Origin of the sequence: Vibrio aestuarianus (assembly GCF_012395185.1) — a bacterium.
Classification (GTDB): domain Bacteria; phylum Pseudomonadota; class Gammaproteobacteria; order Enterobacterales; family Vibrionaceae; genus Vibrio; species Vibrio aestuarianus.
The window spans coordinates 1-12,926 of sequence record NZ_JAAZTU010000054.1; the positions used below are offsets into that span (position 1 = coordinate 1).

Here is a 12,926-nt window from a genome sequence, read left to right on the forward strand (position 1 = left end):
AGTATGTTCTTTAGGTGCTTTCGTATCAATATTTTTTAAAAAAGCCATATGCTGCATATTATCTTAATCTTCACTTTACCTATTTTATACTTTATGTTCTTCTCTTCTGACTATTATTTTGAATAATTTAGTATTTCACTCGCGTTACTTCGTTATCTTAGATGTTGAATTCGCCTTCCTTATTATTAGTTACATAATTACATATTTATTCGTTCGTAAACAAATATATTCCATCTTCGATCCGTTGTTCTTTAACTTTCTGATGGGGGCGGCTGGTTATAGTGTTGTTCTATATTTATATTACTTTGGATTAATTAAATACCACTACTTCTCGTCGTTTATGCTTACTCAGTTGGCCTTTTTTGTGGGGTTAAACACCTTTAGCATGCCAAACACGAAAAAGATTAAAACAAGTTCTAGCGGATATTTAGCAAGAGGGATATCCGGATACTTGTATCTACTTTCATCCATATTGTTTTTTGTTTCGCAAATAGTTGTATACTACTACAATGGATTGCCAATTTTCATGGAATCACGTTTGGAAATATTTAGTGGTGGGAGTGGGTTTGGTATATTTGGTAGGATTATATACGTAACCTCTACGATATCTTTAGTTATTTCATCTTATTGCTTAATATTCAAAGATTCCTTAAATCTTCCGAGAGTACTTCATAAGTCGGTTTTCCTATTTTATATCTTTGTCGCTATAGTAAGTGGTTCAAAAGGAGCCCTAATTGTTATGATGTTTGTTTTATCATTGATGCTGTATTATTCTAGACGCAAATTTGATAGTCAAAAAATCGAGAAAAAGACGAATAAACTGCTCTTTTTTATTTTGATGTTGGTGTTTCCAACCGCAGTGCTTACGGTTTTTGTACAAGCTGGTATCGATAACTATTTAAGGATTTTCACTGCTATTGCCATGCGATTTGTACATACAGGACAAATCTTCTACATGACATATCCTGATGATATATTGCTGAGCTTTGCTGATGCAAATGGGATTGTAGCTCTTTTTCGAGATATATTAGGAGCTTTGAGAATTGTTAGTTGGAGCGAACTGCCAGTAAACCACGGATTACTAGCTTTTCAGCATCATTATCCAGAATTAGGCGTTTTGACTGGCCCAAATGATAGACATAATACTTTTGGTTTATTTTATTTTGGATATTGGGGGGCAGTGATGTTTTCTTTCTTAATGGGAGTGTTCACTAGTTTTATTAGGAATTATTTATACAAGCACACCAATTTTAACTTGGTGAACATGTCATTTTATGTTTTGTTGGTGATGGCTGCAAATAATTTGAACCAAGACCCATCAGGTATGGCAGTGGGCTACTTTTTTTCGATATTTATGATATTTCCTCCATTGTTTATGATTTCCTATTTTATGTTTATTACACTGAGAAAATGAGTAAAGTATATACTATTTTGGTTACATATAACCCTGAACTGGACAAGTTACGTAGGTCTGTGTCACGACTGAAGGCACAAACAGATATGGTGTTAGTCTGTAATAATTCCTTTGAGGAAATAAGATTTTCTGATTCTAAAGTTAAAGTTTTTAATTTTGGAGAGAATTTAGGTATAGCAAAAGCACAAAGTATTGGCATGAAATGGGCATTTGAGCATCATGCAGATTTTGTATTGCAAATGGATCAGGACAGTATCCCTGGTGAAACTTTAGTTCATAAGCTTTTATCCACTTACGAAGAATTAACTGACAAAGGCTACAGGGTAGGTTTGGTTGGCCCACAAGATTTCGACAAAGACACTAGTCAACTGAATAAAGCTAGATTAAAGAGGGGGGAAAGGATTGGTAATACACCATATATATCCGTAGAAAGCACATTAAGTTCAGGTAGTTTAATTCCCAAGAAAATATACGAACTAGTAGGGGGGATGGATGATGGACTGTTTATCGACGCTGTGGATAGTGAATATTGTTGGAGGATTAGGAGCCATGACTTTTTAATTATTAAGAATGAAAGTTGTCTCCTCCCTCATAAGTTGGGCGAAGGTAAAGTTAAACTTTTTGGTGTTTTATCCGTTTCTGTTTCTACTCCTATACGAAATTATTATCAAGTTAGGAATGTAATTTTACTTTTTAGTAGAAGTTATACTCCTATATACTGGAAATATTCTGGAATTATAAAGGCTGTTTTCAAATTAATCTTTTATCCTTTTTTGTTGGACAATGGGATTCAGCGCTTTAAATATATTCTTCGGGGTTTCGTTGACGGATTTGCAAGAAAGACTGGGAGGATTAATTAGGATCCAATAGTTTACAATCGGCTTTGTTGCACAAATCGAGTTAACTAAATCTGAGTAAGTGTTCACCAAGCCCTATTGACATAATAAGTGTGACCTTATCAGGGAAAAATCACGTACGTGCCCATGTTTAAAGGGTTCGTGGTCAGGGCGAGCGCATGAGTGGAATTAATGTTAACTTTCACAAATCATTAACCTTGAGATGATTATTTGAAGGTGCTTTTTCTTTATCCCTGTTTATCGACAAAAAGGCAAAGTTGAGTACAAGTTAACCGATATCATTCTGTTAAAAATTTGTGCTGTACTTTCTGGTCAAGATGACTGGAAAGCGATCAGTCTTTACGGTCAAGCTCGACTGAATTTTTTGAAGCGATTCGATGATTTTAGTCATGGCATTTCGTCAACATCGACCATAGCCAGAACGATGGGAATGATAATTACGGCCAAGTTCAGTGAGCGTCAGTGTCTTGCTGTCGAGCAAAGCACGACAAGCTAACATCAAGCTATTAAGCCGCTTTAAGTGTAGTTCAGGGCAGAATTGGTAAAGAGAATCGTGTAGGTTATTGAGTTCGCACATCTTGCTGTCTGGTCAGTTGATTTTTAGCAGAACTATTTGATCACATGGCAAGATGTGCATCCAGCTTAAATTGATGATTTTTATAAAAATCATCAGGGGATTCCTCAGTGTGAAGCACAAAAGGGTGATGTGTGCGATGGATTCAGAGTACCTTTTGAAGGTTCTGGCAAGCCTTTATTGGCGGGAATGTTCATTATTTTTCCGTGAGATAGCTGTAGTATTAGGCGTTAACAGGCGGGAGAGAACTTAGCCGTGGCTCGGCATATCGCTCTGAATTTACTTACGGCAGAGAAAAGTTTTAAAACAGGTATTAAGAGAAAGCAAAAGAAAGCGAATTGAAGTAACGTATACCTTACTTTAGTCCTTGCGGGGCCAGGGGCTTCGTAATCTTGCCCTGCATGAAAGAGCTGGCGAAAGCGGAGCCAGATATCGATTTCTTTCTGCCTTGGAACTTCAAACATTAGCAACATCGGCCTGTGGGATCATGGGGCGGATACGGTTCAAGATAGATGATAACATCAAGAAAATGGCGGTAGCGTGTATCTTACTCAACCCCTTGCATGGCAAGAGGTTTTGGATTTTTACTGACTTCTAACTTGATTTTGGGAATAATTAGAGCGTAAATTGGGCAATTGAAACATTATTTGATGAATAAATTTAATTACACCTTACGGGATATAAAATGAATAATTTAATTGACTTGCCGCACTTTGGTGACGACAGAGGTAGTTTGGTGGCTGTTGAATCTATGGATACGATTCCATTTGAGGTGAAGAGAATCTATTACATTTTTGACACGAAGAAAGACGTAGCTAGAGGGTTTCACGCTCATAAAAATTTAAGTCAATGTGTAATTTGCGTTAAAGGTAGTTGTGACTTCGTCCTGGACGATGGAGATAATAAAGAAATATACAATCTTAACTCCGCAAAAGAAGGGCTTTTAATTGAAGGGATATACTGGAGAGAAATGCACAACTTTAGTGAAGACTGTGTCTTAATGGTATTAGCAAGCGATCATTATAATGAAATTGACTACATTAAGGATTACCAAGAGTTCCTCGGGATTATAAGGAATACATAAAATGAAAAGTGGCAATAAAAAACTGATTTTAGTTGGCGCAGGTGAATTTGCAGCTATCGCTTATGAATATTTCACGTATGACTCAGATTATGAAGTGGTAGTATTTGCTGTAAATGAAGAGTACATAAAAGATAATAGCTACATGGGAAAGCCCGTAGTCGCTTTAGAAGGTATTACAGAAAAATACCCTCCTGAAGAATACTCTGTGTTCGTTGCTGTACCATCAAGTAACTTGAATGAACTTAGAGAAAAACTATATCTTTCAATGAAAAACCATGGTTATGCATTTGCTACTTACATTAGTAGTAAAGCATTTGTATGGCGTAATGCAGAAATCGGTGAGAACTGTTTTATTTTTGAAAACAATACAGTGCAACCATTTGTTAAGATTAAAGATAATGTAATTTTATGGAGTGGTAACCATATAGGACATCAGACAGTTATTAACGAGAATGTTTTTGTGACATCTCATGTAGTGATTTCTGGCTATTGTAATATAGGAAAAAATAGTTTCTTAGGAGTAAACTCTACTTTTAATGACGGTGTATCATTACCTGCATACTCAGTAGTAGGCTCCGCTTCTTTGGTGAATAAGAGCCCAAAGGAAGAAAACAAGGTCTACGTTGGTAGCCCGGCAAAACCCATGCCAAGGTTAGTTGCGAAGAATATGAAACTTTAACTTCTCGATGAATGGTTGAAAAATGCTAAAATGGAAAAAAATTGGACATGTTTTCAGACACTTGAAAACAAGTGATTGGATTTTTGATAGTGCCTTGACACCTACCCCTTTTCTTTTAGACAGCTCAACAATTAGGGTTTATTGTGGCTTTCGAGATAAACAAGGAGTATCTCGTATAGGTTTTGTCGATGTCTGCGCCGACGATCCTAGTAACGTTAAATCTGTATCAGACACACCGTGCTTAGATATTGGCGAGGACGGCTGCTTTGATGACAATGGTGTGATTTTAGGCGATGTTGTACGCTTGAGTGACGGTACTGTTAGGATGTATTACGTCGGTTTTCAATTAGTGAAAAAGGCGAAGTTTCTTGCATATAGTGGTGTTGCAGAAAGTCAGAATAATGGTAATACCTTTCAAAGGATTAAGAAGACGCCTATTTTAGACCGTTCCGAAAATGGCTTAACTATCAATGCAATTCACTCTGTAATAAATGAAGGGGATAAATGGAAGATTTGGTACGCTGCTGGTGATGGTTGGCAGAAAATAAATGGTGTTGATTTTCCAAAGTACAATATACGCTATACAGAATCTAGAGATGGGATTAATATTGACCTCAACAGTGTAGACGAGCTATGTATTGACGTTCAGGGGGACGAATACCGTATAGGTCGACCGTCAGTATTTAAACATAGAAATCAATACTTAATGTTTTACACTAAAGGGGGAACTTCGGGCAAAGATTATTTTCCAGGTATTGCGTATTCAAAAGATGGGATTAATTGGGAACGAAGAGATGAGGAACTTGGTCTAGAGCTGTCAATTGAGGGCTTTGACTCTATTCATTTGTGTTACCCCCGTTTAATTCAGTTGGAAGACCGAATTTTTTGCTTCTACAATGGCAACAATATGGGTAAAGAGGGTTTTGGAGTTGCAGAGGTACTTGCGTGGTAGAATGCATAAAATATGAGCATAAACATAAAAGTGATTGGGATTCTTTAGTCAAAAATAGTAGAGCGCCGTTATTTTTTTTTGAAAGAAACTTCATGGAGTATCATCGGGATAGATTTACTGATCACTCATTGATGTTCTATAGCGATGGAGAGTTAATAGCAGCACTTCCTGCGACCATAAATACCACGGGTGAAAAAAGTGAGTTAATAAGTCATGCAGGCCTGACTTACGGTGGATTGATCTTGAAATTGAGGTCGCGGGGATGTTTAATCGAGGAAATCTTGACTTCTTTAGAGAAATACTGCAAGAGAAAAGAAATATCTAGCTTGATTGTCAAAACAGTACCATATATTTTTCATAAAATAGCTTCTCAGGAAGAGCTTTATTTTATTCACAATAAAGCGAGTTCTTCTCTAATCAAGCGTGAGCTCTCTACGGTCCTACACCTTGATAACAGACTAAAGATGTCAAAAGGTCGTAAAGCCCTTGTTAGCCGAGCAAGAAAGAGCGGCCTAGAAGTAATAGATAGTAAAGATTTTGATAGTTTTCATAAGCTGCTAGTCGAAGTATTACACAAGCACGGAGCAAAACCCGTACATTCAATCGATGAGCTTAAATATCTGAATGAATTGTACCCCTCAAATATAATTTTGAAGTCAGTCGAACTTAATGGAGAGGTTGTGTCCGCGGCATTGCTATTCGTCTTTGATTCAGTTGTCCATACGCAATATCTCGCTACCAATGATTTAGGTAGGGAAAATGGGGCATTAGACTTAATTGTTGAAGAGTGTATATCTGAATATACAAGTAATAAGTATAAATATTTCTCGTTTGGTATATCTACAGAAGATGCAGGTAAAGTTTTAAACCAGGGGCTCCTTGCCCAGAAAGAAGGTTTTGGTGGAAGAAGTATTATACTAGACACTTACCAGGTTAATTATTATGGTTAAATTTTTAGATTTAAAGCGAATTAACGAAAAATTTGAAGAAGAGTTTATGAAATCGCTTGAAAGAGTAATATCTTCAGGTTGGTACATAAATGGCGAGGAGTTAAATCAATTTGAGTATGATTTCTCTAGCTACTGCGGTAGCAAATTTTGCGTTGGTACATCGAATGGGTTAGATGCTCTAAGCATGATATTTAAAGCCTATTTACACCTTGGAAAATTAAAAGAAGGTGATGAAGTGATTTTACCTTCAAATACTTTCATCGCAAGCGCTCTCGCTGTGAGTCAAAATAATCTTAGAGTTAGGTTGGTTGATTGCGACGAAAATACCTTCAATCTCTGCCCTGAGTCAGTTAAAAATGCTATCAACGAAAAAACAAAAGCAATTTTGGCAGTGCATCTATATGGTCGCGCCTGTAACATGTCTGCTCTCAAAGATATTGCAGATAAGCACAAGTTACTGCTTATTGAAGATGCCGCTCAAGCTCATGGAGCAGTGCACAACGACAAAAAGGTTGGTTCATGGGGTAATGCTGCCGGTTTTAGCTTTTATCCTGGGAAAAATTTGGGTGCTTTGGGAGATGCTGGTGCAGTAACTACAGATGATGAAGAGTTAGCAGAAACCATCAGGAAGATTGGAAATTACGGGAGCAAAACTAAGTATCAACACGACGTAATGGGATGTAATAGTCGTCTTGACGAGATTCAAGCTGCTTTTTTGTGTGTAAAGCTTAAACATCTTAATGAAGATATTAAACATAGAAGGTCGGTAGCCTCAGCTTACTATCAAGGCATCAGTAATCCTGCAATTGAGTTGCCTTTAAGAGCAGTAGAAGAAGAACACGTATATCACTTATTTGTTATTCGCTGTAAAGAGAGGGATAGACTACAAGAGTATTTGGGAGCAAACGGTATTGAAACTCAAATCCATTATCCTAAAGGAATTCATCAGCATACAGCGTATTTAGACTATGAAGATTTCGGGTTGCTAGAGTTTGAACATAAGCACGGTGAACTACTTAGTCTACCTTTAAGCCCGGTTATGTCGAAGAATGATATTGAGCATGTAGTTAAAGTAATAAATTGCTTTTCGTGAGTTTAGCTAAAATATCATTATTAAGCTCAGTCGTGGTTAATGTACGATGCCACTTGAAGACATCATAAATACGACTGTGTCTAATTTGTCTAGCCTAGTAATTTGCCTGAAATAATTAGCTCAGGCAATATCAACGATTGTATAGTAACGTATGGTAAAAAACTCGAGCAGTGATAATTAACCTCTTTAGTTAGGAGGTCTGTAAGGTTTTTAATTTAAAATAGTAATCAATATCATAGTCAACGCAACAAGTGCAATATTTCATATGTTGATAAATTAATGGTCGGCCTAGCATTTACTGTAGAGATGCTTTTCCGTTACGATTCTTTTTATACTTCCGCAAAGGTTTAAGTGCGTACAATGAGTTCAAAAAAAATCAAAGATGTTGCAGTCGTTGTGACAACATTTAATCCAGATATTGATCTGTTGGTTAAAAACATCATGTCATATATAGGGCAATGTGGGGCAGTATACTTAGTTGACAATTCACCACTTCCTTTCGATTATGAAGCTTTGCCGGACAAAGTAGTGGTGCTTAGCCTTGAAAATAATTTAGGTATTGCACACGCTCAAAACATTGGAATTTCTGAAGTAAAAAATGATGGATACCAGTATATTATTGAGATTGACCAAGACTCATCCTTATCTAATGGTTATGTTGAAGGGGCTCTGGTTGAGTACGAAAAGCTGAACGCTAAATATGGCAACGTATTCGGGATTGGGCCTGTTGCAATATCGGATGTTCAAGGGATTGATTACTACGGTTATTCGGAACGGTGTGATTCATTTATTGTTGAACATACACTGAGCTCTGGTTTTTTCTATCCAGTCAAAAATGCTAACCAATGTGGGGAGAAAAATACAGGCCTGTTTATAGATTTGGTTGATTGGGAGTGGTGCTATCGAGCAAGGCAGCATGGTCTTTATACCTTTATTTCCCCAAACCTTTTTTTGTTTCATTCTTTGGGCGAGGGGCATATAATCTTTGGCCCAGTTAAAATAGGTGTACCAAAGCCATTTAGGCACTACTATCAGATGAGAAATACGATACTGTTATCAACAATGCCTCATGTGCCAATTAAATGGAAGGTTAAAAACTTGATCAAAGTATTTGTTAAGTTAATAGGCTATCCCATTATTATGAAGCAAGGGTTCATAAGGTTGAAGTACATGCTTCGTGGTATTAGAGATGGTGTTTTGGGGGTTGTAGGGCCTTTGTACTGAGGGATCCCCTCATAAATCACCCAGCGCATAACGGTAATCCCGTAAGCGTTCACTTAGATAGCTTGACTTTAAATGACTAAGAGGAGCGAGACTACAGATTAAAAACGTTCGGGTACGGTTTTTTCTCAACAACAGAAGTGATGATTTCACTTAGAACTGACATTGCTGATAGACCGCGCTTTTTGCAGGTTTCGATAATTGTATGAATACGGCTACGGAATGTATCGCCTGCATCCGAGGTCGTTCCGAAGCTGATTTTTCTTTGAATGACAAAGCCACGAAGTCGACGTTCAGCTTCATTGTTGGTTAATGGTATTTTGGGGTTAGTTAAGAACAACCACAAGCTTGGGCTATGCTCATCCAGTTTTTTGCAGCGACCTTGATAGCGTTGAATTGGTATTTGCTTGATCCCTTTATTGAGCCAGTAATTAAAACGCTGTCTTATTCGACTTAATCTGTTTAGGTACAGGCTATATTTTATCGTTTCGGACTCCCAACGATGTCGCGTTCGAAAAACTAATTTGCTCAGCATAACAAGTCGTTGCCCTATTTTAGCTGTATGTCCTTTACCTGTGTAATCCGCAATCTGTTGTAAGTTTCGGAGCACGTGTGACCAACATAGCTGATGTTTATTTGGTGATATCCAGTTGTAACCACCATATTGGTCACTGACGACAACCCCAGAGTAATGGGCGCCCAGAACCGCTTTAGCTGAGTGAATGGAGCGAGAGAATAGGATCTTTTCGTACACTAAATCTTCGCTCGATACTAACCAGCACCACTGTAAACGCTCTTCACTATTTCGTGAGTGTGAAGTCTCATCGACGTGTACTAACGGAGCCGTTTGAATATTACTTTTGATGGCTTGGTGCAGTGGGGTAAGCATTGAGGCAACACGAGTTTGAGCTTCACTGATTGCGCCAATTGAAAAAGTCGTACCGAATTGCTCCTTAAGTAAAGAGCGTATTTTGCGCACGCTCAGATGATATTGACCAGCCAAGATCGCGATATGACTCCATAGATTGGGCCTCATGATACCTTGAGGTATATCGCTCAGCTTTCTGGCCCTCACGGTTTCGCCACACTGAGAGCATTTACCAGAAAAGAGCCGATACTCGGTAATATCCACTGTCGGTTTGGGAATTTCATGAACCTGATGGCGATAAAAAGATTTATCACTCATCTTAAGGTTCGTATCGCCACAACAATAACAGGCACTAACTGGGTAACATTCAACAACGGTATCAGATGGTTTTAATTCTGAGAGTTGTCGTTTGTGCCCTGAGTGAGCCTGTTTAGCTCCTCTCGGATTGCGACCACTAGAGCTTTGAGCTTTTTTCTTTCAGCCCGCTCTTTAGGCCCATCGGATGATGGTGATTTGGATGAATTAGTGCTGCTAGTTTTGAGCTTGTCCTCATAGTGGCGCAACTGCTCCCAGAGCTCAACAATCAGCGCATTCGCTTCGTTGATATCTGAGGCCACGGGCGGCGAATATGAGAATTTAGATTTTTTCTTTTTCATGCGTTAATCATGACGGCTAGAAATGATCACTCAATTAGGGATGTTGGATCAATTGCGTTAACTCACACTTTATTGTCAATGGTCTGCTGGTGAACGCTTACGAATATATGACGGCAATAATTTTGTTTATTACAACTCGAAATCACTTGCAAACTGGGTGGGTCCATATATGACGGCAACTCTGGTCTGCGATGCGTTATCAATGGCCTTGTTCCGCCGAGGGTTCCCTGAGCAGGTTATCGTTCATAGTGACAGAGGTAGTCAGTACTGCTCAAAAGATTATCGAGACATCATAACCGCTTATAATCTAAAACAAAGTATGAGTAGGAAAGGAAACTGTTGGGACACTGCTTGTGTTGAGAGCTTCTTCCATTCAATGAAAGTTGAAGCAATCCAGTACGAGCCGATCATGACGCGAGACGAGATGCGTCAAACGATCTTTGAATACATAGAGGTTGATTAATAATCCTACAAGAAGGCACAGTGCTCTTGGGTATCTAAGCCCAGTTAACTTTGAAAATCAAAATGTCGCTTAATGAAGTGTCCAGTCTGGCTGGAGCAGATCATGTTTAAATATGCTCAAGAGTGAAACGACACTAAAAGCGAGTGTTAAGCACAAAAGAGCGATGTGTGCGATGGATTCAGAGTACCTTTTGAAGGTTCTGGCAAGCCTTTATTGACGGGAATGTTCATGATTTTCCCATGCATGACCAACTATCAGATGGACGAAAGTATCGCCTGTTTAATGTTATTGACGATTACAAGCGAGAAGGACTGGCAACAGAGCCTGATTTTTCACTTCCAGCAGCTCGGGTAACACGAATCCTTGATCAATTGATTGAACAACGCTCGAAGCCTATTGCGATTCGTTGCGATAATGGGCCAGAGTTTATCAGCCATGTTTTTACAAAATGGGCGGAAGAGCATGGGATCAGGATTGATTATATGGTGGGTATCCACCACTAAGAAAGGTGGCGTAAATTCCACGAATAAATGCTGTTATTAATGGGATGATTACCGGATTCTATTTTAGAACTTTAAGTAAGATTATGAATAAAATTTCAGTTTTAATGTCTCTTTATAAAAAGGAAAGTCCTTCCTTTTTGAGACTTAGTTTAGTTAGCTTAGTGAATCAAACTAGGTTACCAGATCAAGTGGTCATTGTTTTTGATGGGCCAGTGGGGGGGGCGCTTGAGCAAATTGTCGATGAATATGCTGGAATCCTGCCAATAACTAAGGTTAAATTGGATCAAAACGCTGGCCTAGCTCAAGCTTTAAACAAAGGTTTAGCTAATTGCTCAGGTGACTTAGTCGCTCGAATGGATACTGACGATATTTGTTTACCTGAACGGCTTGAAAAACAAGAGCATTATATTACTTCAAACAGGCTCGATATTGTTGGTACAGCAGCTTCAGTTGTAGACTTTACTGGGGAAGTAACGGGTGTGAGAGTTAATCCAGAAAGGCATGAAGATATTGTTGGAAAACTCTGGTGTAACCCTTTTATTCATCCAAGTGTAATGTTCGTCAAGGCAAGCCTTGAGAAAATCGGTGCGTATGACAGCGGGTTGAGAAGGCGTCAAGACTATGAACTTTGGTTTCGTGCAGCCAAGAATGGTTTGAGGTTTGGTAACCTTCAAGATAAGTTGATTGAGTACCGTTTTGACCAGCATACACTGCAGAAACAGTCACCAAAACTGGCTTGGGATCAAGGAAAAATTGGATTTATTGGCAGTATGTCTTGTAAGCTGGGCCTGATAAAGTCTTTCGTTTGCTTTGTCCCTTTTGTTCGCTCTTTGCTGCCAATTGGGTTTCAAATGAAACTGACCCAATTGATGAGGTCTTTTGACTCTCGTACAAAATACTAACGTGAATATAGCTACAAAGCGCTGAGGGATCCCCTCATAAATCACCCAGCGCATAACCATATTGGTGAAGTTGCCGTGTAAGCTCTGCCCCTGCTTCTAGGAGTTCTAACGTTGTGATTTCGTAGTCTGATCTTCGTAGAACTTCCATACCTAAGCGAACGGTTGATAATACACTCCTTATTCGCACGGTATTCGCCTGGAAGTGTCTGTCCCAGCCTTGCTTTTGAGCGTGCAAACCCGCTAGCCAAAACATGAGTTGTAACATGAGTGCGATCAGTAAAATAATGTCGAAGCGCTCTGGGGAGTAAGTTCGGCTTTGTCTGAGACCGAGCCCGTAAGCTGGACTTTTTAAGTCGCGGAAGGTTTCTTCAATTTGCATGCGTTTAGCATAAAGATTGACCAGCTGCTTTGGTGTTCGGGTTGATGGAGGAAGATTCGTCGCCAGCACCCAAGGCTCCTTGGTCGCGGCAGAGTATATTTTCGGTGATGGATGATGGCAGTTGGTTCGCGTCGAACGCTGGTTTTTTCTTCCTTTGGGTAACGACTTATAGAGTGCCATGTGGCAATAGATTGGGTTACTCTTAGTGAGCTTTCTGTAACCTAAGGTTTTAGGTCTACTGGATGCCTGAGCGTGCAACTTACTGATTGGACTCCAGTGCTCAGAGCCAAGCTCTGCAAACTGAACCTTGCCACGTACTCGACTTAACCAA

General features: G+C 39.0%; 12 protein-coding genes and 4 pseudogenes. 12 read left to right on the top strand and 4 right to left on the bottom strand.

The annotated features are described in order from the left end of the window. The first annotated feature begins 739 nt into the window (after nucleotides 1-739). The 3 genes from HGG78_RS17625 (at nucleotide 740) to HGG78_RS17635 (ending at nucleotide 2,767) form a co-directional block, all read left to right on the top strand. Nucleotides 740-1,414, top strand: a complete 675-nt coding sequence (locus HGG78_RS17625) for a hypothetical protein (RefSeq protein WP_172533663.1) — start codon at nucleotides 740-742, stop codon at nucleotides 1,412-1,414. Further along, nucleotides 1,411-2,274, top strand: coding sequence for a glycosyltransferase family 2 protein (locus HGG78_RS17630; RefSeq protein ID WP_172533664.1), 864 nt, complete (start codon nucleotides 1,411-1,413; stop codon nucleotides 2,272-2,274). Before HGG78_RS17625 ends, HGG78_RS17630 begins: the two co-directional genes overlap by 4 nt. A 280-nt stretch (nucleotides 2,275-2,554) precedes the next feature. Further along, nucleotides 2,555-2,767: a transposase family protein gene (locus HGG78_RS17635; RefSeq protein WP_254068252.1), complete on the top strand. Its 213-nt coding sequence runs from the start codon at nucleotides 2,555-2,557 to the stop codon at nucleotides 2,765-2,767. Here the strand turns inward: HGG78_RS17635 and HGG78_RS17640 are convergent. Continuing rightward, nucleotides 2,708-2,848: pseudogene (locus HGG78_RS17640) on the bottom strand (IS4 family transposase); the annotation flags it as partial. The gene HGG78_RS17635 and the pseudogene HGG78_RS17640 overlap by 60 nt on opposite strands. 682 nt (nucleotides 2,849-3,530) lie before the next feature. Between HGG78_RS17640 and HGG78_RS17645 the strand changes: the two are divergent. The 6 genes from HGG78_RS17645 to HGG78_RS17670 all read left to right on the top strand — a co-directional run bounded on the left by HGG78_RS17645 (nucleotide 3,531) and on the right by HGG78_RS17670 (nucleotide 8,827). Beyond that, complete coding sequence (locus HGG78_RS17645; RefSeq protein WP_172533665.1) at nucleotides 3,531-3,929, top strand: sugar 3,4-ketoisomerase; 399 nt, start codon at nucleotides 3,531-3,533, stop codon at nucleotides 3,927-3,929. Nucleotide 3,930: 1 nt separating this feature from the next. Continuing rightward, a complete protein-coding gene (locus HGG78_RS17650) occupies nucleotides 3,931-4,608 on the top strand; it encodes an acetyltransferase (protein WP_172533666.1) in 678 nt (225 codons plus the stop codon). Nucleotides 4,609-4,630: 22 nt separating this feature from the next. Continuing rightward, on the top strand, nucleotides 4,631-5,560 hold the full coding sequence (locus HGG78_RS17655; RefSeq protein WP_172533667.1) for a glycoside hydrolase family protein: 930 nt from the start codon (nucleotides 4,631-4,633) through the stop codon (nucleotides 5,558-5,560). Then, nucleotides 5,554-6,510: a GNAT family N-acetyltransferase gene (locus HGG78_RS19255; RefSeq protein ID WP_172533668.1), complete on the top strand. Its 957-nt coding sequence runs from the start codon at nucleotides 5,554-5,556 to the stop codon at nucleotides 6,508-6,510. The genes HGG78_RS17655 and HGG78_RS19255 overlap by 7 nt, the downstream gene beginning before the upstream one ends. Beyond that, entirely contained in the window at nucleotides 6,503-7,603 is a 1,101-nt protein-coding gene (locus tag HGG78_RS17665) for a DegT/DnrJ/EryC1/StrS family aminotransferase (RefSeq protein WP_172533669.1), read from the top strand. The genes HGG78_RS19255 and HGG78_RS17665 overlap by 8 nt, the downstream gene beginning before the upstream one ends. Before the next feature lie 360 nt (nucleotides 7,604-7,963). Beyond that, on the top strand, nucleotides 7,964-8,827 hold the full coding sequence (locus tag HGG78_RS17670; RefSeq protein WP_172533670.1) for a glycosyltransferase family 2 protein: 864 nt from the start codon (nucleotides 7,964-7,966) through the stop codon (nucleotides 8,825-8,827). A gap of 91 nt (nucleotides 8,828-8,918) precedes the next feature. Here the strand turns inward: HGG78_RS17670 and tnpC are convergent. Together tnpC and HGG78_RS19050 are read right to left on the bottom strand one after the other, a co-directional pair. Then, nucleotides 8,919-10,061: pseudogene (tnpC, locus tag HGG78_RS17675) on the bottom strand (IS66 family transposase); the annotation flags it as partial. Between the two features lie 20 nt (nucleotides 10,062-10,081). Then, nucleotides 10,082-10,348, bottom strand: coding sequence for a DUF6444 domain-containing protein (locus HGG78_RS19050; protein ID WP_254068251.1), 267 nt, complete (start codon nucleotides 10,346-10,348; stop codon nucleotides 10,082-10,084). A 166-nt stretch (nucleotides 10,349-10,514) separates the two neighbouring features. On the opposite strand from HGG78_RS19050, the pseudogene HGG78_RS17680 reads away from it, so the two are divergent. From HGG78_RS17680 to HGG78_RS17690, 3 genes and pseudogenes are all read left to right on the top strand, one after another. Continuing rightward, nucleotides 10,515-10,884 (top strand): annotated as a pseudogene (locus tag HGG78_RS17680) (DDE-type integrase/transposase/recombinase); the annotation flags it as partial. 166 nt (nucleotides 10,885-11,050) lie between these two features. Further along, nucleotides 11,051-11,296: pseudogene (locus HGG78_RS17685) on the top strand (DDE-type integrase/transposase/recombinase); the annotation flags it as partial. A 101-nt stretch (nucleotides 11,297-11,397) separates the two neighbouring features. Then, entirely contained in the window at nucleotides 11,398-12,216 is an 819-nt protein-coding gene (locus HGG78_RS17690; protein ID WP_172533672.1) for a glycosyltransferase, read from the top strand. Between the two features lie 34 nt (nucleotides 12,217-12,250). Here the strand turns inward: HGG78_RS17690 and HGG78_RS17695 are convergent. Then, nucleotides 12,251-12,926: IS4 family transposase (locus HGG78_RS17695; RefSeq protein ID WP_172533673.1), on the bottom strand; the 676-nt coding region annotated here is incomplete at its 5' end.